Consider the following 22,323-nt stretch of genomic DNA (forward strand, 5'->3'; position numbering starts at 1 on the left):
GCACGCGGTCAGGCGCCGTCGCGTTGCAGGAAATGAAAGCGCATCAGCGTGCGCTCGCGGGCGCGCGCATGGTCCACCACCGGGTGCGGGTAGTCCTCGCCCAGGCGCACGCCACAGGCCTGCAGCGCCGCCGCCGGCATGGCCGCGGGAAAATGGATGTGCCGGTCGGGCACGCGCGCCAGTTCGGGCACATAGCGGCGGATGAAGGCACCCTGCGGGTCGAAGCGCTGCGACTGCGTGACAGGGTTGAAGATGCGGAACCACGGCTGCGCGTCGCAGCCGGTGGAGGCGGCCCACTGCCAGCCGCCGTTGTTGGCCGCCAGGTCGTAGTCGTTCAGGTGCTCGGCGAAATGCCGCTCGCCGGCACGCCAGTCGATCCCCAGGTCCTTGGTCAGGAAGCTGGCCACCACCATGCGCAGGCGGTTGTGCATGTAGCCGGTCTGGTGCAACTGGCGCAGGGCCGCGTCCACCAGCGGGTAGCCGGTGCGCGCCTGGCACCAGGCCTGCCACAGGTCCGGGGCGTCGTCCCATTGCACGCCGTCGTACTGCGCGCGAAAGGACTGCGTGACCACGTGCGGGTAGTGCCACAGGACCATGAAGTAGAAGTCGCGCCAGCACAGCTCGGACAGCCACACCGCCGCGCCCTCGCTGCCCTGCGCCGCACGCTGGTGCGCCAGCGCCGCCGCCTGGCGGATCGACAGCGTGCCGAAGCGCAGGTGCACCGACAGGTACGACACGCCCTTGCGCGCCGGGTAGTCGCGCGCCACGTGGTAGTCGTCGATGCGCCGCGCAAAGCCATCCAACAGGCCCTGCGCGCCCTGTGCGCCGGGTGGCAGGGGCAGCGCGCCCAGGTTGGTAGGGGCAAAGCCCAGGTCGGCCAGACTGGGCAGCGGCGGCTCGTCCGCCGGCAGCGGCGCCAGGCGCCGGGCGTGGCGCTCGACGGGGTAGGCGCGCAGCTGGAAGGCGTCCAGCCTGTGCAGCCAGGCGCGCTTGTAGGGGGTGAAGACACTGTACGGACGGCCCTGGCCGGTCAGCACCTCGTCGCACTCCAGCAGCACCTGGTCCTTGTGCAGGCTGAAGGCGATACCGTGCGCGGCCAGCGCCTCGGCCACGCGGCGGTCGCGCTCGCGCGCGGCGGGCTCGTAGTCGCGGCTGGCCAGCACCTCCTGCACGCCCAGGCGGCGCGCCAGTGCCACCACCTGCGCCAGCGCCGCGCCGTGGCGCACGATCAGCCCGCCGCCGGGCACGCCGCTGGCGTGCGCCAGATCGGCCAGCGCCTGGTGCAGCTGCAGCACGCTGACATGGATGAATTCGACGCGCCGGTCCTGGCGACTGGGCAGCGCGTCCAGGATGTCGGTATCGAAGACGAAGGCGCAGTGCACGCGATCGAAGCGCGTGAGCGCGGCGTGCAGCGCGGCATGGTCATGGCAGCGCAGGTCGCGGCGCAGCCAGACGAGGGCCGGGATGGTCATGGGGCGTGCAACAAGGAGGAAGGCCGGCGTGGCGGGCCGGCCACGATACCGCGCCGGGCGGCCGCCTCCGACTCCAGACTAAGGAAATCAAGGAAAAACCGCCCCCAGCCCTTATGTAAAAAGGGCCTTCAGCTATATTTTATGTAGCAATCCCTGCCGGACGGCAACCCCAGGCCACCGCGCTCAGCCCGGCCCGGCGGCGGCGCGCGCCTGCAGCCATTGTCCGAAACGCTCCAGCGCCGGTGAGCCGCCGTGCTGCGGAACCACCAGGTAGTAGCTGCGCACGCGCCGCAGCGGCTGGGCACAGGCCACCACCAGCTCGCCGCGTGCCAGCTCCTGCTCGATCAGCAGCGGTGGGATCAGCGCCACGCCCAGGCCGTGCGTGGCGGCCGCCGCCAGCATGGAAAACAGCTCGTAGCGCGGCCCGTGCAAGGCGCGCGGCGCCGCCACGCCGGCCATCTCGAACCACTGCTGCCAGCCGTGCACGCGCGTGCTCTGCTGCAGCAGCGGCAGCTCGGCGATGGCCCGCGGCGCCACCGGCCGCCAGGCACGGCCGGGGCCCCGGCGTGCGGCGCGCGCCAGCAGCTGCGGGCTGCACACGGGCACGATGTCCTCGTCCATCAGCCACTGCGCATGCACGCCGGGCCACTGCGCCAGCTGCTCCGGCGTGCCGGCGTACAGCGCCGCGTCGAACGTCGTGTCGGCGAACAGGAAGGGGCGTGTGCGCACGTCGATATGCACCGTGATGTCGGGGTGCGCGCGCGCCAGCTCGGGCAGGCGCGGCAACAGCCAGCGCGTGGCGAACGTGGGCACGGCCGCCAGTGCCACGCTGCCGCCGCCGGCCGTGCCCTGGTGCGCCATCGCGTCCAGCGTGCCGCGGCGCAGCTCCTGCAGCCAGCGCGCAGCCTGGCGCGCATATTGCCGGCCGGCCTCGGTCAGCACCACGCCATGGCGCGTGCGCCTGAACAGCGCCACGCCCAGCAGCGCCTCCAGCGACAGGATCTGGCGCGAGACGGCGCCCTGGGTCAGCGACAGCTCCTGCGCCGCGCGGGTATGGCTCAAGTGGCGCGCGGCGGCTTCGAAGCAGGCCAGCGCCTGGACAGATGGCAGGGGTGTACGCATGTGCCGGATGCATGCCAGGAAGCCCTGATTCTATGGCTGGGTCGCGTTCATTCATGCAATGGGCTCATGCCTGAATGCGATCAAATCGTTTGCCGGCATGGCGCGCGCGCGCCTACCATGCGCTCGCCGCGCCTACTTGGCGCCCGCCGCCGGCCAGGCCGGTCCACCCCTTACCGCGAAAGACCTTCCACATGACCCGCAGCTTCCAGTGGGACGATCCCCTGCAGTTCGACCAGCAGCTCACCGAGGACGAGCGCGCCGTGCGCGACGCCGCCGCCGCCTACTGCCAAGACCGGCTGATGCCGCGCGTGCTGGACATGTTCCGCCACGAAAAGACCGACACCGGCATCTTCCGCGAGATGGGCGAGCTGGGTTTGCTGGGCCCCACCATCCCGCAGGAGTACGGCGGCGCCGGGCTGAACTACGTCAGCTACGGCCTGGTGGCGCGCGAGATCGAGCGCGTGGACTCGGGCTACCGCTCCATGGCCAGCGTGCAGTCGTCGCTGGTGATGGTGCCGATCAACGAGTTCGGCACCGAGGCGCAGAGGCAGAAGTACCTGCCCAAGCTCGCCAGCGGCGAGTTCATCGGCTGCTTCGGCCTGACCGAGCCCGACCACGGCTCCGACCCCGGCAGCATGGCCACCCGCGCGCGCAAGGTCGATGGCGGCTACCGGCTCAGCGGCGCCAAGATGTGGATCACCAACAGCCCGGTGGCCGACGTGTTCGTGGTCTGGGCCAAGGAGGTCAGCGCGGCCGGCAGCGTCGGCCCGATCCGCGGCTTCATCCTGGACAAGGGCATGCAGGGCCTGTCGGCGCCGGCCATCCACGGCAAGGTCGGCCTGCGCGCCTCGGTCACCGGCGAGATCGTCATGGACGAAGTCTTCGTGCCCGAGGAAAACGCCTTTCCCGAGGTGCAGGGCCTCAAGGGCCCCTTCACCTGCCTGAACAGCGCCCGCTTCGGCATTGCCTGGGGCGCCATGGGCGCGGCCGAGTTCTGCTGGCACACCGCGCGCCAGTACACGCTGGAGCGCCGGCAGTTCGGCCGGCCGCTGGCGGCCAACCAGCTGGTGCAAAAGAAGCTGGCCGACATGCAGACCGAGATCGCCCTGGGCCTGCAGACGGCGCTGCGCGTGGGCCGCATCAAGGACGAGGGGCACAACGTCATCGAGGCCACCTCGCTCATCAAGCGCAACAACTGCGGCAAGGCCCTGGACATCGCCCGTCTGGCACGCGACATGCTGGGCGGCAACGGCATCAGCGACGAGTTCGGCGTGGCGCGGCACCTGGTGAACCTGGAAGTGGTCAACACCTACGAGGGCACGCACGATGTGCACGCGCTGATCCTGGGGCGGGCGCAGACGGGCATCGCGGCGTTTGCCAACTGACCCGCTGGCGCACGTTTGCACACAAGCATGAAGTTGCGGCAAAGACTGACGAAACCGCCGCAGACCGGTCAACCACAATGGCCGCCGGCGCGTCGTGCAGGCGCAGCAACCGGGCCCATCGGTCATGCCGGTTGGGCCAGACAGGAGAACTCCGCATGCAGCAGCTTTTTCAAACCCACCACTGCCGCCGCCTGGCTGCGGCGCTGACCGTCGCGCTGCTGGCCACCGGCTGCGCCACCCTCGACGGCGACCCGTACTACGACGGCGGTTACGCCGGCCCGGCCTACTACCCGGCGAACCCGCCGATCGCCGTGTATGACCAGCCTGCCGTGATCTACACCGCGCCGCCGCCCGGCTGGCGCGCCGAGGCTTGGCGCGAGCATCAAATACGCGAGGCACGCGAGCGCGACCGCCGCCGGGACTGGGAGCGGCGCGAGGCCGAGCGCCAGCGCGCCCAGGACCGCCAGCGCGATGCCGAGCGACGGGAACTGGAGCGCCGCCGCGAGGCCGAGCGGCGCGACTGGGAGCGGCGCCGCGAAGCCGAGCGGCGCAACGTGCCCAACGACCGCCAGCGCGAACTCTGGCAGCGCGAGCAGCGCCTGCTGAACCACCCCGACCCCGACGTGGTGCGCGCCCGGCGTGAACAGTTCGAGCGCGACCGCCAGGCTGAGCGCGAGAGCCAGCGCGGCACGCCGCCGTGGCCACGCTGAACTGCCTCGCCTGGGCCCGCCTGGCCGCGCTGCTGGTGCTGACGGGCGCGATTGCCTGGGCGTTGTCTGCCAGCGCCCAGGTGCTGCGCTGCACGGACGCGGCCACCGGCCGTGTCACTTATACCGATGGCGACTGTCCCAGGGGCGAGGCACAGCTGCAGCTGCAGCCCCGCCAAAGCCTGGAAGACATCGAACGCGAGCGCGCCCAGGCGGTCGAGGCGCTGGCGCGTCGGCACGAGCGTCAGCAGCAGGATGCGGCGCTGCAGGCCTTGCGCGCCCCGGCCGAGGCCGCACCGTCGGCCATGCGCCCGCCAGACCCGGCGTCAAGCCCGGCCTGCCAGCGCGCCCGAGCGCAGCTGCAGGAGGTGCTGGCGGACAGCGGGCGCGGGCTGTACGACGAGCAGGCCCGTGTCAGCGCCGCACGCGAACAGGTCGACCTGGCCTGCCTCACCGCGGCCGAGTTCGCCCGCACCCGGCGCACGCCGGACCGCGCCGCCTGGCCGGCGGCGGGCGCCCTGCCGGTGATCGTCGTGCCTGCGCCGCCACGGCCGCATCCGCCGCCGCCGCGCCCACGCGAGATCAGCCACTGCAACGTCTTTCGCTGCTACGACCGCCAGGGCAACACCTACCCGCGCTGACCGGTCGCCGGCAGCCCCACGCCCAACCCCTCGCGCACCGTGGGGTAGCGCAGGCGCAGGCGCAGCTCGCGCGTCAGGCGTGCATTGCGCAGGCGCCGCGATTCGCCCATGAAACTCAGCTGCATCGGACTCAGCTGCGCAGCGGCCTCGGCGCGCGTGACGCGCGGCGGGCGCGGCAGGCCGTACAGGTCTGCCGCCAGGTCGTAATAGTCGCCCATGGCCAGGTCGCTGACGTCGCTGATGTGGTAGGTGCGCTGCGGCTGGCCGCGCCACAGTGCGGCGATGCAGGCGCGCGCCAGGTCGTCGGCCTGGATGTGGTTGGTCTGGACATCCTCCTCGGGCCGTAACACCGGCGCGCCGCGCAGCAGGCGCTCGCGCGGCGTGCCGCCGACCCGGTCGTGCGCATAGATGCCGGGCACACGCAGGATGGACACGCGCACGCCGGCGCGGCCGAGATGGCGCCATACGCGTTCGGCATTCACGCGGCGTTGGGCGCGGGCCGTAGCCGGGCGCACCGGGCGCGTTTCGTCCATCCAGGCGCCTTGGCAGTCGCCATACACGCCGCTGGTGGAGGCATAGACCAGCACCTGCGGCAACGTGCGCCGGCGCAGCGCATGCGCCAGGGCCATGCTGCGCGGGTCCAGCCATGGCGCGGCGGTGGCGCCGCTTGGCGGCGGCGCCAGGTACAGCACCTGGTGCGCCAGGCCGGCCAGCCGCGCCAGCGTGGCGGGCTGGTCCAGGTCGCCGACTAGCGGCAGCGCGCCGGCGGCGCGCAGCGCGGCCACGCGCTCCGGGCTGGAGGTCAGGGCCAGCGGTCGCGGCGCGCGGGCGGCGCCGGAGCGCTCGCGCAGCACACGCAGGCCGACGTCGCCGCAGCCGACGATCAACAGACGCGCGCGCCGAAAGCGCGCCGGCAGGGCCCCGAGGGGGCTTTGGTTGGAGGGCAAAATCGCGCCTTTCCGTTCAATGACGAGACAACGACCGCGAGGATAGCCACCCCATGAGTTCCGCCGCCGACAACGCCCGCCAGATCACCGTGCAGCCCAGCGGCCGCAGCTTCGAGGTGCCGGCCGACCAGACCATCCTGGCCGCGGCCATCGCCGGCGGCATCGGACTGCCCTACGGTTGCAAGGACGGCGCCTGCGGCTCGTGCAAGTGCCGCAAGCTCAGCGGCGCGGTGCAGCACGGCGCGCACCAGGACAAGGCGCTGTCGGCAACGGAGGAAACTGCCGGCTTCATCCTGACCTGCTGCGCGCGCCCGCTGACCGACGTGGTGATCGAGTCGCGTCAGGTGACCGACGAGAGCAGTTACCCCATCCGCAAGCTGCCGGTGCGCGTCGCCGCCCTCGCCCGCCTGTCGCACGACGTGATGCAGCTGCGCCTGCAGCTGCCGGCCACCGACACCTTCCGCTATCACGCCGGCCAGTACATCGAGTTCATCCTGAAGGACGGCGCGCGCCGCGCGTATTCCATGGCCAACGCACCGCACACGCTGCAGCCGGGCGCGCCGGCGGTGGAGCTGCACATCCGCCACATGCCGGGCGGGCGCTTCACCGACCATGTATTCAGCGCGCTGAAGGAGCGCGAGATCCTGCGCGTGGAAGGCCCATTCGGCAGCTTTTTCCTGCGCGAGGATTCGGACAAGCCCATCGTGCTGGTGGCGTCCGGCACTGGCTTCGCACCGGTCAAGGCACTGCTGGAGCACATGCAGCACAAGGCCGTCGATCGGCCGGTGTCGCTGTACTGGGGCGGACGGCGCCCACGCGACCTGTACCTGGACGACTGGGTGCGCCAGCACCAAGCCGCGCTGCCGCAGCTGCGCTACGTGCCGGTGGTCTCGGAGGCACTGCCCGAGGACGGCTGGAGCGGGCGCGCCGGCTTCGTGCACCAGGCGGTGCTGCAGGACTTCGCCGACCTGTCCGGCCACCAGGTCTATGCCTGCGGCGCGCCGGTGGTGGTGGATGCGGCGCGCGCCAGCTACTGCGCCGAGCGCGGCCTGCCGGCCGACGAGTTCTTCGCCGACGCCTTCACCAGCGAGGCCGACAAGCACGGCGCCTGACGCCCGTGGCCCGCCGCGCGCCAGGCATTGCGCACGGCAAACGGGCCGGCCTGCGAATCAGGCCGCCGCCATCTCGCGGCACATGCGCGCGCAGCGTTCGCATTCGCGCGCGCAGTCCTGGCAGTGCGGCATCTGGTGCGAGCCGCATTCCTGCGCACAGGCCTCGCAGATGCGCGCGCACAGCTCGCACACGTAGCTGGCGTGCGCGCTCTCGCGTGCCATCGCGGCGGCGGCGAAGCGGCAGGCCTCGGCGCAGTCCATGTCCAGCGCGATGCAGCGCGCCATGTGCTTTGGGTCGTCCTCGCGCAGGCAGGCAGCGCTGCAGAAGTCGCAGGCGGCAGCGCATTGCAGGCAGGCGGCGATGCAGTCGGTCCAGCGCGATTCGGACAGGCTTTGTGGATTGACTTGGGGCATGAAATCTCCTGTTGGCGGGATGTGAAAAGCCGCGCCCCACCGGGCCGCGGCGCAGTGCAACCATCCTAGGCACACCCCGAAGCGGGGTTGTAGGACCAGGCAGATTCGCGTCCGCAGCCGGTCCGCCGGCATGGCACGCGTAACCGTTTGCACAAGCCGCCTGGCTTTTTTTGCACAATCGCAGGCCTATGCAACGCAGAAACCTCCTTCTCCTCTCCGCCGCTGCCGCCGTGTCGGCCGCGCCCATGGCCCTGCATGCCCAGGGCTCCTCCGCGCCCATCCGGCTGGTCGTGCCCTACGCGCCCGGCGGCCCGCTGGACGTGACCTCGCGCGTGCTGGCCGAGCGCGTGCGCGACTCGCTGGGCACGGTGGTCGTGGACAACAAGGCCGGCGCCGGCGGCAACATTGGCGCCGACGCGGTGGCCAAGGCCGCGCCGGACGGCCTGACCATTGGCCTGGCCGCCACCGCCACGCATGCCGTCAACCCGTGGCTGTACAGCCGCATGCCCTACGACGCGGCCAAGGACTTCGCCGGCATCACGCAGATGGTGCGCGTGCCCAACGTGCTGGTGGTGAACGCCGCGCGCGCCGAGCAGCTGAAGATCAACACCGTCGCCGACCTGATCGCCTATGCCAAGAAGAACCCCGCCAAGCTGAACTACGGCAGCGGCGGCAACGGCAGCGCCGGGCACCTGGCGGGCGAGATGTTCAAGCAAAAGGCCGGCATCTACGCGCTGCACATCCCCTACCGCGGCGCCAGCCCGGCGCAGCTGGCGCTGCTGGCCGGCGAGGTGGACTACAACATCGACAACCTGGCCGCCGCCGCGCCCAACATCCGCGCCGGCAAGCTGAAGGCGCTGGCCGTGACCTCGGCCCAACCCAGCCCGATGCTGCCTGGCGTGCCGACGCTGGCGCAGACCTTCCCTGGCTTTGCCATCGACACCTGGTGGGGCCTCGTAGCCCCGGCGGGCACGCCCAAGCCCGTCATCGACAAGCTGAACAAAGCCTTCACCGACGCGCTCAAGGCGCCCGAGACCAAGGCGCGCTTCGAGGCCTTGCTGGCCGAGCCGGTTTCCAGCACGCCCGAGCAGTTCGACGCCTTCATGGCCGCCGAGCGCGCCAAGTACCAGCAGGTGGTCAAGGCCTCTGGCGCCAAGGTGGACTGACTTGGCGGCGACGCCACGCGGCAGGCCGGATTGGCGCGCGCCGCGTGGCACCGGTCCACACCGGCCTGCTTCGCAGGCGGGTGTGGACCTGTTATGGACCGCTTTCCACGTTTTTGGATGATTTCAGGCTGCAGCCCATATGGAATCTGGGCCTGCAGCTATTTTTTTGATAGCTTGAGACCGTGTGTCCCGCCGTGCTTCACCAGGGCTGCGGCAGGCGTTCGATGCGCTGGTCCTGCACCGCCGCCAGCCATTCGGCCGGCACGCGCTCGGGCGCGATCTCGGCCAGCGGGCGCAACACGAAAGCGCGCTCGCGCCAGAGCGGGTGCGGCACGGTGAGAGCGGGCGTTTCCAGTTCCATGCCATCGATGAGCAGGATGTCCAAGTCCAGCGTGCGCGGGGCATTGCGCCACGGGCGTTCGCGCCCGGCGGCGGTCTCGATCGCCTGCAGCGCCGCCAGCAGGTCGTGCGGCGCCAAGGCCGTGTCCACGGCGATCACGGCATTGTGATAGTCGGGGCCGGTGGCGCCCACCGGGGCGCTGCGGTACAGCGCCGACTCGCGCAGCACCTGCGTGCCGGGCAGCTCCTGGATGGCGTGCACCGCGGCGCGCAGCGCCTTCGGTGCGTCGCCCAGGTTGGCGCCCAGGCCGATCCAGGCGATCACGCCTCGGGGGCCCCGCTGGCGCCCTCGCCAGCCGCACCGGCGCCGCCCGCGGGCTTGCGCCGACGGCGCCGGCGCTTCTTGGGCGCAGCACCCTCCAGGCCGGCCTCGCCGGCTTCCATGTCGTGGCCAGCGGCCGGCTGCTCGTCGCCCTCATCTGCCGCCTGCGGCACGGGTGCCTTGGGCACGCGGCGCGCCGCCGGCTGCGCCTTGCGCTGCTGCTGGCGCGCTTCCTCGCGTGCCTGCGCCAGCAGGTCGTGGCGGCGCGCATCGTCGGTCAGGGAGAACTCCTGCCACCACTCCACCAGCCCCTCGCGCACCTCGCCCGTGTCGGCGCGCAGGCGCAGGAAGTCGAAGCCGGCGCGGAAGCGGATGTGCGCCACCATGCTGAACGGCGTGTTGCCCGAGCGCTTGTCGAAGCGCGGCTGCATGACCCAGATCTCGCGCATGTCGGCGGCCAGCTTGCCGCGGCCGGAGACATCGCCGATGCGCTGCTCGAATACCGCGTCGATGGCGTCCTGCAGCGCCGGAAAGGCATGCTCGCCCGCATCCAGGCGGCGCTGCCAGCCGGTTTGCACGTCCTGCCACAGCACGCAAGCCAGCAGGAAGCTGGGGGCCACAGCCTTGCCCTCGGCCACGCGCCGGTCGGTGTCTGCCAGCGCGGCGTGCACCAGCGGCACCTCGGCGCGCTCGACCACCACGTCCAGCAGCGGATAGATGCCGCGCTCCAGGCCAAGCTTTTTGAGCTGCGCGATGGTCGCCAGCGCGTGGCCGGTCTGCAGCAGCTTGAGCATCTCGTCGAACAGCCGGCTTTGCGGCACGTCCTGCAGCAGGTGCTCGCTGGCCAGCAGCGGCCGGGCGGTCTTGGGCTCGAGCTCGAAGCCCAACGGGCTGAGCTTGGCGGCGAAACGCACGGCGCGGATGATGCGCACCGGGTCCTCGCGGTAGCGCGCGGCGGCGTCGCCGATCATGCGCAGCACGCGCGCGTTGGCGTCCTGGATGCCCTTGTGGTAGTCCACCACCACCTGCGTCTGCGGGTCGTAGTACATGGCGTTGACGCTGAAGTCGCGCCGCGCGGCGTCTTCCTCCTGCGGGCCCCAGACGTTGTCGCGCAGCACCCGGCCGCTGGCGTCCACGGCGTGCTGCATGCCGGCCAGCTGCGCCTTGCTGGTCTTTTCGTTGCCCTTGACCTGCTCAGCGGCGGCGTTGTCCAGGTAGGCACGGAAGGTGGAAACCTCGATCACGTCGTGCTCGCGCCCGCGGCCGTACACCACGTGCACGATGCGAAAGCGCTTGCCGATGATGAAGGCGCGGCGGAACAGCCCCTTGACCTCCTCGGGCGTGGCGTTGGTGGCCACGTCGAAGTCCTTGGGTTTCAGGCCCAGCAGCAGGTCGCGCACCGCGCCGCCGACGATGTAGGCCTCGTAGCCGGCCTCCTGCAGCGTGCGCACCACCTCGAAGGCGCGCTTGTCCACCAGCTGCGGGTCGATGCCGTGCACGCTGGCCGGCACCTCCTCGCGCTTGCCGAAGCGGCGCCGGGCGGCGGCGGCGCGGGTGCCGGCGGCGCCGTCCTTCTTGCCCAGCAGCTTGTCGATGAAGGTCTTGATCATGGGGTCTCGGGGGCGAAAAGGTCGAGGATGGGCCAGCCGCGCTCGGTGGCCAGGGCGCGCAGGCGCGCGTCGGGGTTGGTGGCCACCGGGTGGTCGACACGCTCGAGCAGCGGCACGTCGTTGAACGAGTCGCTGTAGAAGGTGCTGTCCACGCGGTCCCAGTCCAGGCCGCGCGCGGCCAGCCACTCGGTCATGCGCTGCACCTTGCCCTCGCGCATCGAGGGCGTGCCGCGGATGGCGCCGGTGTACCAGCCATCCGCTTGCTCCAGCTCGACGGCCAGCAGCTGCTGCACGCCCAGCGCCTGCGCGATGGGACGGGTCACGAACTCGTTGGTGGCGGTGATGATGAGCACCTCGTCGCCGGCGTCGCGGTGCTGCCTGAGCAACGCCAGCGCCTCGGCGCGGATGGCCGGGGCGATCACCTCGCGCATGAACTGCGCGTGCGCTGCCTCGGCCTCGGCGCGGCCGCGCCGGCACACGGCCTCGGTGGCAAAGCGCACGTAGTCGTGCACGTCCAGGCGGCCAGCCAGGTAGTCGTCGTAGAAGGCCTGGTTGCGCCGGCCAAACTCGGTGCGGTCGCACCAGCCCAGGCGGATGGTGAACTCGCCCCACTCGTAGTCCGAGTCGAGCGGCAGCAGCGTATGGTCCAGGTCGAACAGGGCCAGGCGCGGGCGCTGCGGGGAAAGGGTGGGTGGCATGGATATCCGGAAAAAGACAAAGGCGCGGCCGGGCGTCAGTCGCCCTGCAGCATGCTTTTGAGCAGCGGGATGGTCACCGCGCGCTGGGTACGCAGGGCATGCGCGTCCAGGCGGTCCAGCAGCTCGGCCAGACTGGCCAGGTCGCGCGAGAAGTGGCTCAGCATGTAGTCGACCACATCGCGCGGCAGGGCCATGCCGCGCTCGGCGGCCTGGCGCAACAGCACCGCGCGGCGGTCCTCGTCGGCCAGCGGCTGCAACTGGAACACATGGCCCCAGGCCAGGCGCGAGCGCAGGTCCTCGCGCAGCGGCAGGTCGGCCGGGGGCAGCTCGCCGGCGGCCAGCACCCAGCGCGGCGCGCCCACAGCCGGGTCGATGGCGTTGATGAACCAGTTGAAGGCCGCCGCCTGCTGCGCCTCGCTGTAGCGATGCACGTCGTGCAGCAGTACCGCGCCCCAGCGCTCGTCGAACGAGGTCGGCCAGCGCATGGATGGGTCCAGCCAGCCCACGCGCACGCCCTGGGCGCGCAGCGCCTCGTACATGGCGCGCAGCAGGTGCGACTTGCCCGTGCCCGGCTCGCCCCACAGGTAGGTAGGCACGGGCGAGCGCAGCGCGCCTGCCTCGCCCACCGCCAGGCGCAAATGCTGCAGCGCCTGGGCGTTGCCGCCGGGCTGGAAGTTCTCCAGCGTCGGGCCGCTGGCCAGGCCGATGTCCAGCGCGAGCTGCTTCATCGGGGTCGGGACGCGCACCGTGCGCGGGGGAAAGCTGTGGGCATGAGGTGCGGCAGCGCGAACGCTGCGTGAAACCACGGAAGGCGGCGCTCGGGGCGGCAGGGTCGCCGGCCATCCTGCCGGGAGCGCCAACCGGGTGGCTGGCAGGGGATGTAACCGGGTGATTTTAAGGCCCCTTAAAATCCGCCGTTTGCGCCGCGCGGGCCCCGCCTGTTTCTTCCTTCCCATGAGCACCTCCACACCCTCCCCCATCTCGTACAAGGACGCGGGCGTCGACATCGACGCCGGCGACGCGCTGGTCGAGCGCATCAAGCCGCTGGCCCGGAAAACCATGCGCGAGGGCGTGATGGCCGGCATCGGCGGCTTCGGTGCGCTGTTCGAGGTGCCCAAGCGCTACGCCGAGCCGGTGCTGGTCTCGGGCACCGACGGCGTGGGCACCAAGCTGAAGCTGGCGTTCGAGTGGGACATGCACGACACGGTGGGCATCGACTTGGTGGCCATGAGTGTCAACGACGTGCTGGTGCAGGGCGCCGAGCCGCTGTTCTTCCTGGACTACTTCGCCTGCGGCAAGCTGCACGTCGACACGGCCGCGGCGGTGGTCGGCGGCATCGCGCGCGGCTGCGAGCTGTCGGGCTGTGCGCTGATCGGCGGCGAGACCGCCGAGATGCCTGGCATGTACCCGGACGGCGAGTACGACCTGGCAGGCTTCGCCGTCGGCGCGGTGGAAAAGTCCAAGATCCTGAACGGCGCCGCGGTGCAGGCCGGCGACGTGGTGCTGGGCCTGCAGTCCAGCGGCGTGCATTCCAACGGCTTTTCGCTGGTGCGCAAGTGCATCGAGCGCGCCGAGGCCGCCGGCACGTTGCCCGAGACGCTCGATGGCCAGCCGTTCCGCCAGGCCGTCATGGCGCCCACGCGGCTGTACGTGAAGAGCGTCCTGGCGGCGCTGGCCGCGCACCCGCACGGCGCGGGCACGGCGGGCATCAAGGCGCTGGCGCACATCACCGGCGGCGGCCTGCTGGAGAACATCCCGCGCGTGCTGCCCGAGGGCCTGGCCGCGCAGCTGCAGGCCGGCAGCTGGCCGCGCACCGAGCTGTTCGCCTGGCTGCAGCGCACTGCGGGCATCGACGACATCGAGATGAACCGCACCTTCAACAATGGCATCGGCATGGTGGTGGTGGTGGCCGCCGAGGCGGCAGAGGCGGTACGCGCCACGCTGGCGCAGCACGGCGAGTCGGTGCACACCATCGGCCGCATCGCCGAGCGCGGCGCGGGCGCGGCGGTGGTCGTCGCCTGACCGCCGTACACCCTTTTCTTCCCACCCACACCCATGACCGACGGGCCCCGCCCGCCCCTGGATGACGCGCAGTGCGCGGCATCGCTGGCGTTGCAGGACGCAGCCCCGGCGCCGGCCCGGCGCCGGCGCCGCCCTGGCCCGTCCTGGCACGAGCCGCCGCGCGGCGTGAAGATCGCCAGCTACCTGCTGATGGCCGCGGCGCTGCTGGTGGTCATGTGGCAGGGCATGCTGCCCGGGCTGCTGACGGTGTGCCTGGGCTTTTTGCTCACCCGCTGGCTGACGGCGCGCCTGGCCTGGCTGCCACAGCGCGGCGCGGGCAGCCATGGCGGCATCAGCGGCGCCGCCAGCGTGGCGGCGGCTCTGGTCATGCTGTCGCCGCTGCTGCTGCTGGCGCTGGGCCTGTCGCAGTCGCGCAGCTACATCGTGGCGGCGCCGGCGCAGTACCGCGAGCTGCTGGACTTCCTGGCGCGCACGGTGCTGGAACTGCGCCTGAAGCTGCCCCCCGACATCGCCGCGCAGCTGCCCGAGGGCGCGGCCGAAATCCAGCGCATCATCGCCGGCTACCTGGGCGCCAAGGCCGGCGCGCTGGCGATCGCCGGGCGCGTGTGGCTGGCCGGCGTGCTGTATGCCTACGTCGGGCTGCTGATCGGCGCGCTGGCGGCGGTGCGCGCCCAGGGCCGCGCCCACGGACCGCTGGCGCAGGAGCTGACGCTGCGCGTGGCGCGCCTGGGCGACGCCTTCCGCCAGATCGTCGCCGCGCAGTTCTGGATCGCCTCGTTCAACACCCTGCTCACGGCGCTGTTCCTGCTGGCGGTGCTGCCGCTGTGGGACCTGCCGCTGCCCTATACCCCGGCGCTGATCACGCTGACCTTCGTCGCCGGGCTGGTGCCCATCGTTGGCAATCTGCTGTGCAACGCCGTCATCACCCTCGTCGGGCTGTCGGTCTCGCCCGCGGCGGCGGTGGCCTGCCTGGCGTTCCTGGTGCTGATCCACAAGGCCGAATACGTCATCAACGCCAAGGTGGTCGGCCAGCGCACGCACATGGGCGTGTGGGAGCTGCTCAGCGTGATGTTCGTCGCCGAGGCGGTGTTCGGCGCCGCAGGGCTGGTGGCGGCGCCGCTGTTCTATGCTTACCTGAAGAAAGAACTGGAGGCCGAGCGGCTCGTCTGAAGCCGCCGACTGCTCCTCTATCGATAGCTGCACGCCCTTCATGCATAAGGGCCGAAAGCGATTTTCTTCCAAAAAACGACGCGGTGGGCCAGCCATTGCCTGGGTGCCACGGCCCGGCTCGCCAAGGCACAGGCGTTGGGCTATCCTGCCGGCGGCGCGCCCTGCGCTGGCGCGCCCCGCCTTCCCTTCGTATCCATCCACCCATCACCCTGCTGGAGACCTGCATGACCGTTCTCGTCGCCTACGTTGCCCGCCCCGAAGGCCGGGCCGCACTGGACAAGGGCATCGACATCGCCACCCGGAACAACGAGCGCTTGGTGGTCGTCAACGCCGGCCCCGGCGGGCGCAACGAGGACCCCGGCCTGGTCGATGGCTACGAGGTCGAACGGGTCGAAGAACGTCTGGCCAAGCTGCCGGTGCAGGCCGAGTTCAAGCACTTCGTGCGCGGCAAGAGCGCCGTCGAGGAGATCGACGCCATGGTCGGGCCGCTGGAGGTATCGGTGCTGGTCATCGGCCTGCGCAAGCGCTCGCCGGTGGGCAAGCTGCTCATGGGCAGCGTGGCGCAGGAGCTGCTGCTGACCGTCGACTGCCCGGTGCTGGCCGTCAAGGCTCCCTGACGCCTGCCCATACCGTGCTCTGCGGCATGGCCGCGTCAGCGGTCGGCCAGGGTACGCACCAACTCGGCCACCGCCGCCGTGTCCTCGGCGCCGGGGGCGTTGTCCAGGTAGGTCTGCAAATCGGCGATGGCCTGCTGGGCTTGGCTCAGCTCGGCATGCGCCAGGCCCTTGTCGCGCCACTCGGTCCAGGCCTGGGGCAACAGCACCACCAGGCGCTCCTGCACGCCCAGCAGGCGCGGCGTGTCGCTGCCCGCGCGGTAGATCTCCTTGAGGTTGCGCAGCATGCGCACCAGGATCTCGCGCACGGACGCCGGCTGCAGGTACAGCAGCAGCGGCGGCTGCTCGTCGGCGGGCAGCCCGCTTTGCTCGCGAAACGGCTCCAGGCGCTCGACCAGCGCTTCCTGCGACAGCGACTGGCCGCTTAAGGGGTCCAGCACCACCTGCCCGCCGGCCACCCGCACCTTGACCAGGAAGTGCCCGGGAAACGACACCCCGGCCGCCTTCAGGCCGATGCCTTGGGCCAGCTCCAGCCACAGCACGGCCAGCGAGATCGGAATGCCGCGACGCGTGCGCAGCACCGTGTGCAGGTGGCTGTTGCCCGGCGCGTAGTAATCGTTGGGGTTGCCGGCGAAGCCCAGCTCGCCGTAGAAGAAATGGTTCAGCAGGCGCAGGCGCTGCAGCGGCCCGGCATCGGGCGCGATGCGCCGCGCCAGGCGCGCCTGCAGCGCGTCCACGTCGGCCAGCACCTGCTGCACGTCCAGCGCCGGCTCCTCGACCTGCGCGATGCAGGCAGCGGCCTCCAGCAGCGCCGGCGCGTCACCGCCGGGCTGGGGCGCGACCAGGGCGGCGAAGTACTGCAGCGGCGTGGGGATGAAATAGCTCAGGTTCATGGGGGCACCAGGTTCATCGGCGCAGCAGCTGGCGCAGTTTCACGCCCGCCACCGCCAGGGTGCCGAAATACAGCAGCGCGGACGCCGCCAGAAACAGCGCCAGCAGGCCGGCGCGCTGCGCGCCGCGCGCCTGCAGCGCCAGCCAGTCGAAATGCGTGCTGCCCCACCACAGGAAGGCCGCCAGCAGCGCATTCGCTGCCAGCGCCTGCAAGCCCAGGCGCCCCCAGCCGGCCGTCGGCGCGAAGCTACCGCGCCGCACCAGCCCGGCCAGCAGCCAGCCAGCGTTCAGCAGCGCGCCCAGGCCGATGGACAGCGCCAGCCCGGCGTGCGCCAGCCAGGGCACGAAGGCGACGTTCATCGCCTGCGTGGCCAGCAGTACCACGATGGCGATGCGCACCGGCGTGCGGATGTCCTGGCTGGCGTAGTAGCCCGGCGCCAGCACCTTGATCGCCACCAGCCCCAGCAGCCCGGCGCCGTAGCCGGCCAGCGCCAGGGTGATCTGCCGCACGTCGGTCGCGCCCAGCGCGCCGTGGTGAAACAGCGTGGCCACCAGCGGCAGGCCGAACACCAGCAGGCCTACCGCGCAGGGCAGCGCCAGCAGCAGCACGATACGCAGGCCCCAGTCCAGCATGGCGCTGTAGCGCGCGCCGTCGCCCGCGGCGCGTGCGGCTGCCAGCTGCGGGGTCAACACCACGCCCAGCGCCACGCCCAGCAGCGAGGTCGGAAACTCCATCAGCCGGTCGGCATAAAACAGCCAGGTCACGCTGCCCGGCGCCAGGTACGAGGCGATCTGGGTGTTGATCATCAGCGACAGCTGCGCCACGCCCACACCCAGCACCGCCGGCGCCATCAGCGCCAGGATGCGGCACACGCCGGGGCTGGCCCAGGCCGCGCGCACCCGGCCGGGCAGCAGGCCGATGCGCGGCAGCAGCCCCAGCCGGGCCAGCGCCGGCACCTGCACCGCCAGCTGCAGCGCGCCGCCGGCCATCACGCCGCCGACCATGGCGTAGATCGGCTCGATGCCGCGCGCCGCCAGCGCCGGCGCGCCAGCCCAGGCGGCGGTGATCATGCAGACGTTCAGCAGGACGGGGGTGGCGGCGGACACGGCGAAACGCTTCCAGGTGTTGAGCACGCCAGCCGACAGTGCCACCAGCGACATGAAGCCGATGTAGGGAAACATCCAGCGCGTCATGAAGACCGCCCCGTCGAAGCCGGCGCCGCTCTGGCGCAGCCCGCTGGCCAGCAGCCACACCAGCAGCGGCGCGCCCAGCATGCCCGCCGCGCAGGTCGCCAGCAACACCCAGAACAGCGCCGTGGCGACGGCGTCGACCAGCCCGCGCGTGGCCGCGTCGCCGTGCTGCGCGCGGTGGCCGGCCAGCACCGGCACGAACGCCTGGCTGAAGGCACCCTCGGCGAACAGGCGGCGGAACAGGTTGGGGATGCGGAACGCGACGTTGAACGCATCGGTCAGCGCGTTGGCGCCGAAGATGGACGCCATGAGCAGGTCGCGCACCAGACCCGTCACGCGCGAGGCCAGGGTCAGCAGCGAAACGGTGGAGGCAGCTTTGAACAGGGACACCGGCGCGAGTGTATGCGGGCGCCGGCGCACGGGGCCCAAAACGGGGCGTGCGCTATAATCGCGGGCTTTGCTGGCAACATCTACAGACACCACAAGGAATATTGATCAATGGCATCCACCAAGCCCAAGAAGAAGAACCCCCGCCTGGCATCCGGCCGCAAGCGCGCGCGCCAGGGCGTCAAGCTGAACGCAGCCAACACCTCGCTGCGCTCCAAGTACCGCACCGCCGTGAAGAACGTCGAGAAGGCCGTGCTGGCCGGCGACAAGGGCAAGGCCACCGAGCTGTTCGCCAAGGCCCAGTCGATTCTGGACACCGTTGCCGACAAGGGCATCTTCCACAAGAACAAGGCCGCTCGCGACAAGAGCCGCCTGTCCGCCAAGGTCAAGGCCCTGGCTGCTCCCGCCGCCGCCTGAGCCTTTCAGGCAACCGCCCGGGTGGCCCGGCCACCCGCCGTTTGTAACGGGTGCGCTGCCAGCAAAAACGTCAAAACCGCCTTCGGGCGGTTTTTTCGTGAGCGCTTGAAACCCAAGTAAAGAAGGCGGCAGTCAGCCCGCAGCGTCCGGCAGCAGGCAGGCATCGACCACCTGCAGGTCGTTGTCACGTGCGAAGTTCATGACGAAGTCCCAGGCCATGGGCTCGTGCTCGCGCAGCGCCTCGCGCACCACCACGCACTTCACGCCACCCATGTTGGTCGGCACGCACCAAGGCGAGTAGCCCAGGTGCCGGCCGGGTGCGCTGGACGCGCCACCGGGGCGGAACTGGCTCATGACGCCGGCCAGGCGTTCAGCCCAGTCGCTAGGCCGGAAAGTCCTCCCGGCATGGGTAATGCCCTGGATGAAAACTTCCTTGGAAGGCGGGGGAGGAGCAACCATCGGTACGGTCAAGTTTCTTCGGTCGCGGCGTGGTGCACCGCAACATGGCATTCTAACTCTTATACAAGACTCAAGCCAAACAGACCGTAGGCGCGGGCCTGCATGGCTGTGATGCGCAATCCTCAACGCGGCGGTCTGGTGCGGCCCCTAGAATCGCCTTTCGCTTTTTGCCGGCGCCCTGCCCGTCGCAGCGCTGGCATTCCCCGATGCCTTTCCGTTTCCGCCAGGAGATCCCCGCATGACCGCCTTTGCCCCGGCCGCCTCGCCCCATGTCATGAACACCTACGCCCGCGTGCCGATCGCGCTGGAGCGGGGCCAGGGCGTGCGCGTCTGGGATGTGAACGGCAAGCAGTACCTGGACGCCCTGGGCGGCATCGCCGTGAACACGCTGGGGCACAACCACCCCAAGCTGGTGCCGGCGCTGCAGGAGCAGATCGCCAAGCTCATCCACACCTCCAACTACTACCACGTACCACTGCAGGAGGAACTGGCGCGGCTGCTGGTCGAGCGCTCGGGCCTGACCAACGTGTTCTTCTGCAACTCGGGCCTGGAGGCCAACGAGGCGGCGCTGAAGCTGGCGCGCAAGTACGGCCACGACCGCGGCATCGCGCAGCCGCAGATCGTGGTCTATGACAAGGCCTTCCACGGCCGCTCCATCGCCACGCTGTCGGCCACCGGCAATCCCAAGGTCCAGGCCGGCTTCGGCCCGCTGGTCGAGGGCTTCATCCGCGTGCCGATGAACGACATCGCGGCCATCAGGCAGGCCACCGACGGCAATCCGAACGTGGTCGCCGTGTTCTTCGAGACCATTCAGGGCGAGGGCGGCGTGAACCCGATGCGCGCCGACTACCTGCGTGAGCTGCGCGCCCTGTGCGACGAGCGCGGCTGGCTGATGATGATCGACGAGGTGCAGTGCGGCATGGGCCGCACCGGCAAGTGGTTCGCGCACCAATGGGCCGGCATCGTGCCGGACGTGATGCCGCTGGCCAAGGGCCTGGGCTCGGGCGTGCCGATCGGCGCCGTGGTGGCCGGCCCCAAGGCCGCGAACATCTTCGGCCCGGGCAACCACGGCACGACCTTCGGCGGCAACCCGCTGGCGATGCGCGCCGGCGTCGAGACCATCCGCATCATGGAGGATGACGGCCTGCTGGCCAACGCCGCCGAGGTGGGCGAGTACCTGAAGGCCGCGCTGGCGCGGGCCTTCACCGGCGTCGCCGGCGTCAAGGAGATCCGCGGCCAGGGCCTGATGCTGGGCGTGGAGCTGGACCGCCCCTGCGGCGCGCTGGTGCAGCGCGCGGCCGACGCGGGCCTGCTGATCTCGGTGACCGCCGACAGCGTGATCCGCCTGGTGCCCTCGCTGATCCTGACGCGCGCCGAGGCCGACGAGATCGTCGCCCTGCTGGCGCCGCTGGTGCGCGACTTCCTGGCGGAGGCCTGACCCATGGCCACGCCCCTCAAACACTACCTACAGTTCAGCGACCTCAGCGCCCAGGAGTACGTCTACCTGTTCCAGCGCGCGGCGGCCATCAAGGCCAAGTTCAAGGACTATGAGAAGTACCACCCGCTCACCGACCGTACGCTAGCCATGATCTTCGAGAAGGCCAGCACGCGCACCCGCGTGAGCTTCGAGGCCGGCATGTACCAGCTGGGCGGCTCGGTGGTGCACCTGACCGCCGAGGGCAGCCAGCTGGGCCGCGCCGAGCCCATCGAAGACTCGGCCCGCGTCATCAGCCGCATGGTCGATCTGGTGATGATCCGCACCTTCGAGCAGGAGAAGATCGAGCGCTTCGCCGCGCACTCGCGCGTGCCGGTCATCAACGGCCTGACCAACGAGTTCCACCCCTGCCAGATCCTGGCCGACATCTTCACCTTCATTGAGCACCGTGGCTCGATCGCCGGCAAGACGGTGGCCTGGGTGGGCGACGGCAACAACATGGCCAACACCTGGCTGCAGGCCGCCGAGCTGCTGGGCTTCCGCGTGCATGTCAGCACCCCGCGCGGCTACGAGATCGACGAGAAACTGGCCATGGGCCCTGGTGGAACAACGGCCGGCTGCTATCAATTCTTCAGCAACCCGCTGGACGCCTGCCGCGGCGCCGACCTGGTCACCACCGACGTGTGGACCAGCATGGGCTTCGAGGCCGAGAACGAGGAGCGCCGCCGCGCCTTCGCCGACTGGTGCGTGGACCAGGAGATGATGGCCGCCGCCCGGCCCGACGCGCTGTTCATGCACTGCCTGCCCGCGCACCGCGGCGAGGAGGTCACCGCCGAGGTCATCGACGGCCCGCAATCCGTCGTCTGGGACGAGGCAGAGAATCGAATGCATGTGCAGAAGGCACTTATGGAGTACCTTCTGCTCGGCCGGGTTGCCTGAAAGGCAAGACGGCGGCGCGCAAGCGTCGGTATTCGATTCCGGCGAAGGCCACAGGCCGCAGCCAAAACCGGATGCATGTGCAAAAGGCACTCATGGAGTACCTTTTGCTGGGGCGGGTGGGCTAAACCCCTGGAGCGCTAACGCTATTGACCGGTACGTCAGTAACTTGAACGATGACGACGGTGAGCTGGACCTGCAGCTGCTGGCCTGTGACCAATCGGAGTTCGAAGATGCCTACAGAAGACGACCTCAGCGAGCTATACCGCAAGGTTGGCGAAGCGATGAAATTCGGATTCCGTCCGACGCGCAAGGAAATCCTGTTAGCCCTGGAGGAGCACCACGCGGGGCGCCCGGTGCCCTCACCGATGCGCGAACTTCTGGAGGGGGCAGCCCTGGCAGCGAAGCGGATTCAGGCTATGAAGGCGCGGGGCAGCAAGCGTCCGCCCGGACCCTATCGACTGGGGACACCAGAGCAAGAGGCCGCGCTGAGATGGAGCCGGGAGCAGAAGGAAAAAGATCCGCACTTCTTCGTGCGCCACGCGTGGCGCGAGGCGGGATGGACGGAGGAGGAGATCAAGGTCGCGGCGCGAGATCTGGAAGTGCGCCAAGTGGGCCTGGATCAGGTATTTCTGGCAGCCGAGTTGATTTTGAAGTAGCAGGAGCAGTAGGGGGAGCAGGAGCCGCGCATACTGCAGATCACGTGCCGTTGGCACCTCTTCAGCACCGCGTAGCTCTCGCCGCAAACCAAGGAAAAGCTGCGCGAAATCTTTGACTCAGCCGCCCCGCCGCCGGAGTAGTCGACCCTGCCGGGGATGCCGACAAGGCGCAACGCTCGTGCATCAACCGCGATGCCGCAAGCGACA

The 22,323-nt window shown here is 70.5% G+C and carries 23 protein-coding genes; 12 read left to right on the forward strand and 11 right to left on the reverse strand.

All coding sequences use genetic code 11. From position 1 onward, the window contains the following. Positions 1 to 8: 8 nt before the first annotated feature. Complete coding sequence (locus BLQ61_RS12515) at positions 9 to 1,472, reverse strand: cryptochrome/photolyase family protein (RefSeq protein ID WP_091570782.1); 1,464 nt, start codon at positions 1,470 to 1,472, stop codon at positions 9 to 11. 183 nt (positions 1,473 to 1,655) lie between these two features. Further along, complete coding sequence (locus BLQ61_RS12520) at positions 1,656 to 2,594, reverse strand: LysR substrate-binding domain-containing protein (protein WP_091570785.1); 939 nt, start codon at positions 2,592 to 2,594, stop codon at positions 1,656 to 1,658. 191 nt (positions 2,595 to 2,785) lie between these two features. Between BLQ61_RS12520 and BLQ61_RS12525 the strand changes: the two genes are divergently transcribed. The 3 genes from BLQ61_RS12525 (at position 2,786) to BLQ61_RS12535 (ending at position 5,327) form a co-directional block, all read left to right on the forward strand. Further along, complete coding sequence (locus BLQ61_RS12525) at positions 2,786 to 3,979, forward strand: acyl-CoA dehydrogenase (RefSeq protein WP_091570787.1); 1,194 nt, start codon at positions 2,786 to 2,788, stop codon at positions 3,977 to 3,979. Positions 3,980 to 4,134: 155 nt separating this feature from the next. After that, entirely contained in the window at positions 4,135 to 4,689 is a 555-nt protein-coding gene (locus BLQ61_RS12530) for a hypothetical protein (RefSeq protein ID WP_091570790.1), read from the forward strand. Then, the gene (locus BLQ61_RS12535) at positions 4,677 to 5,327 is read left to right on the forward strand and encodes a DUF4124 domain-containing protein (RefSeq protein ID WP_245704039.1); all 651 of its coding nucleotides are present in this window, start codon (positions 4,677 to 4,679) and stop codon (positions 5,325 to 5,327) included. Before BLQ61_RS12530 ends, BLQ61_RS12535 begins: the two co-directional genes overlap by 13 nt. Here BLQ61_RS12535 and BLQ61_RS12540 read toward each other — a convergent pair. Further along, positions 5,315 to 6,274, reverse strand: a complete 960-nt coding sequence (locus tag BLQ61_RS12540) for an NAD-dependent epimerase/dehydratase family protein (RefSeq protein WP_091570793.1) — start codon at positions 6,272 to 6,274, stop codon at positions 5,315 to 5,317. The genes BLQ61_RS12535 and BLQ61_RS12540 overlap by 13 nt on opposite strands. A gap of 53 nt (positions 6,275 to 6,327) precedes the next feature. Here BLQ61_RS12540 and BLQ61_RS12545 point away from each other — a divergent pair, with 53 nt between their 5' ends. Beyond that, positions 6,328 to 7,386: a CDP-6-deoxy-delta-3,4-glucoseen reductase gene (locus BLQ61_RS12545; protein ID WP_091570796.1), complete on the forward strand. Its 1,059-nt coding sequence runs from the start codon at positions 6,328 to 6,330 to the stop codon at positions 7,384 to 7,386. Between the two features lie 57 nt (positions 7,387 to 7,443). On the opposite strand, the gene BLQ61_RS12550 is transcribed toward BLQ61_RS12545, so the two are convergent. After that, the gene (locus BLQ61_RS12550) at positions 7,444 to 7,800 is read right to left on the reverse strand and encodes a four-helix bundle copper-binding protein (RefSeq protein ID WP_091570799.1); all 357 of its coding nucleotides are present in this window, start codon (positions 7,798 to 7,800) and stop codon (positions 7,444 to 7,446) included. Positions 7,801 to 7,988: 188 nt separating this feature from the next. On the opposite strand from BLQ61_RS12550, the gene BLQ61_RS12555 reads away from it, so the two are divergent. Then, positions 7,989 to 8,966, forward strand: coding sequence for a Bug family tripartite tricarboxylate transporter substrate binding protein (locus BLQ61_RS12555; RefSeq protein ID WP_091570801.1), 978 nt, complete (start codon positions 7,989 to 7,991; stop codon positions 8,964 to 8,966). Positions 8,967 to 9,165: 199 nt separating this feature from the next. Here the strand turns inward: BLQ61_RS12555 and folK are convergent, their stop codons facing one another. Genes folK through hda form a run of 4 tightly spaced genes read right to left on the reverse strand, consistent with a single transcriptional unit; the run spans position 9,166 to position 12,663 of the window. Beyond that, positions 9,166 to 9,630, reverse strand: a complete 465-nt coding sequence (folK, locus tag BLQ61_RS12560) for a 2-amino-4-hydroxy-6-hydroxymethyldihydropteridine diphosphokinase (protein WP_091570804.1) — start codon at positions 9,628 to 9,630, stop codon at positions 9,166 to 9,168. Continuing rightward, complete coding sequence (gene pcnB / locus BLQ61_RS12565; RefSeq protein ID WP_091570807.1) at positions 9,627 to 11,237, reverse strand: polynucleotide adenylyltransferase PcnB; 1,611 nt, start codon at positions 11,235 to 11,237, stop codon at positions 9,627 to 9,629. The genes folK and pcnB overlap by 4 nt, the downstream gene beginning before the upstream one ends. Further along, the gene (locus tag BLQ61_RS12570) at positions 11,234 to 11,935 is read right to left on the reverse strand and encodes a histidinol-phosphatase (protein ID WP_091570809.1); all 702 of its coding nucleotides are present in this window, start codon (positions 11,933 to 11,935) and stop codon (positions 11,234 to 11,236) included. The genes pcnB and BLQ61_RS12570 overlap by 4 nt, the downstream gene beginning before the upstream one ends. A 35-nt stretch (positions 11,936 to 11,970) precedes the next feature. Further along, positions 11,971 to 12,663 (reverse strand): DnaA regulatory inactivator Hda, encoded by a 693-nt coding sequence (gene hda / locus BLQ61_RS12575; protein ID WP_091570812.1) that lies wholly within the window; start codon positions 12,661 to 12,663, stop codon positions 11,971 to 11,973. Between the two features lie 226 nt (positions 12,664 to 12,889). Between hda and purM the strand changes: the two genes are divergently transcribed. From purM to BLQ61_RS12590, 3 genes are all read left to right on the forward strand, one after another. Next, positions 12,890 to 13,957 (forward strand): phosphoribosylformylglycinamidine cyclo-ligase, encoded by a 1,068-nt coding sequence (gene purM, locus BLQ61_RS12580; RefSeq protein ID WP_091570814.1) that lies wholly within the window; start codon positions 12,890 to 12,892, stop codon positions 13,955 to 13,957. A gap of 33 nt (positions 13,958 to 13,990) precedes the next feature. Continuing rightward, a complete protein-coding gene (locus BLQ61_RS12585) occupies positions 13,991 to 15,127 on the forward strand; it encodes an AI-2E family transporter (RefSeq protein ID WP_139182749.1) in 1,137 nt (378 codons plus the stop codon). Positions 15,128 to 15,351: 224 nt separating this feature from the next. Beyond that, positions 15,352 to 15,744 carry a universal stress protein gene (locus BLQ61_RS12590; protein ID WP_091570817.1) on the forward strand — a complete coding sequence of 131 codons (393 nt, stop codon included), beginning with the start codon at positions 15,352 to 15,354 and terminating at the stop codon, positions 15,742 to 15,744. 35 nt (positions 15,745 to 15,779) lie between these two features. On the opposite strand, the gene BLQ61_RS12595 is transcribed toward BLQ61_RS12590, so the two are convergent. Beyond that, complete coding sequence (locus BLQ61_RS12595; protein WP_091570820.1) at positions 15,780 to 16,634, reverse strand: SirB1 family protein; 855 nt, start codon at positions 16,632 to 16,634, stop codon at positions 15,780 to 15,782. A gap of 13 nt (positions 16,635 to 16,647) precedes the next feature. Then, a complete protein-coding gene (gene murJ, locus BLQ61_RS12600; RefSeq protein ID WP_091570977.1) occupies positions 16,648 to 18,213 on the reverse strand; it encodes a murein biosynthesis integral membrane protein MurJ in 1,566 nt (521 codons plus the stop codon). Positions 18,214 to 18,321: 108 nt separating this feature from the next. On the opposite strand from murJ, the gene rpsT reads away from it, so the two are divergent. Then, entirely contained in the window at positions 18,322 to 18,627 is a 306-nt protein-coding gene (gene rpsT, locus BLQ61_RS12605; RefSeq protein WP_091570822.1) for a 30S ribosomal protein S20, read from the forward strand. Positions 18,628 to 18,759: 132 nt separating this feature from the next. Here the strand turns inward: rpsT and BLQ61_RS12610 are convergent, their stop codons facing one another. Beyond that, the gene (locus BLQ61_RS12610) at positions 18,760 to 19,086 is read right to left on the reverse strand and encodes a DUF3579 domain-containing protein (protein WP_091570825.1); all 327 of its coding nucleotides are present in this window, start codon (positions 19,084 to 19,086) and stop codon (positions 18,760 to 18,762) included. A gap of 238 nt (positions 19,087 to 19,324) precedes the next feature. Here BLQ61_RS12610 and BLQ61_RS12615 point away from each other — a divergent pair, with 238 nt between their 5' ends. The 3 genes from BLQ61_RS12615 (at position 19,325) to BLQ61_RS12625 (ending at position 22,116) form a co-directional block, all read left to right on the forward strand. Further along, a complete protein-coding gene (locus BLQ61_RS12615) occupies positions 19,325 to 20,524 on the forward strand; it encodes an aspartate aminotransferase family protein (protein ID WP_091570828.1) in 1,200 nt (399 codons plus the stop codon). Between the two features lie 3 nt (positions 20,525 to 20,527). Continuing rightward, positions 20,528 to 21,460 (forward strand): ornithine carbamoyltransferase, encoded by a 933-nt coding sequence (gene argF, locus BLQ61_RS12620; protein ID WP_091570830.1) that lies wholly within the window; start codon positions 20,528 to 20,530, stop codon positions 21,458 to 21,460. Between the two features lie 230 nt (positions 21,461 to 21,690). Then, entirely contained in the window at positions 21,691 to 22,116 is a 426-nt protein-coding gene (locus BLQ61_RS12625) for a hypothetical protein (RefSeq protein ID WP_091570833.1), read from the forward strand. Positions 22,117 to 22,323 lie beyond the last annotated feature (207 nt).

Origin of the sequence: Oryzisolibacter propanilivorax (genome assembly GCF_900103645.1) — a bacterium.
GTDB classification, from domain to species: Bacteria; Pseudomonadota; Gammaproteobacteria; order Burkholderiales; family Burkholderiaceae_C; genus Melaminivora; species Melaminivora propanilivorax.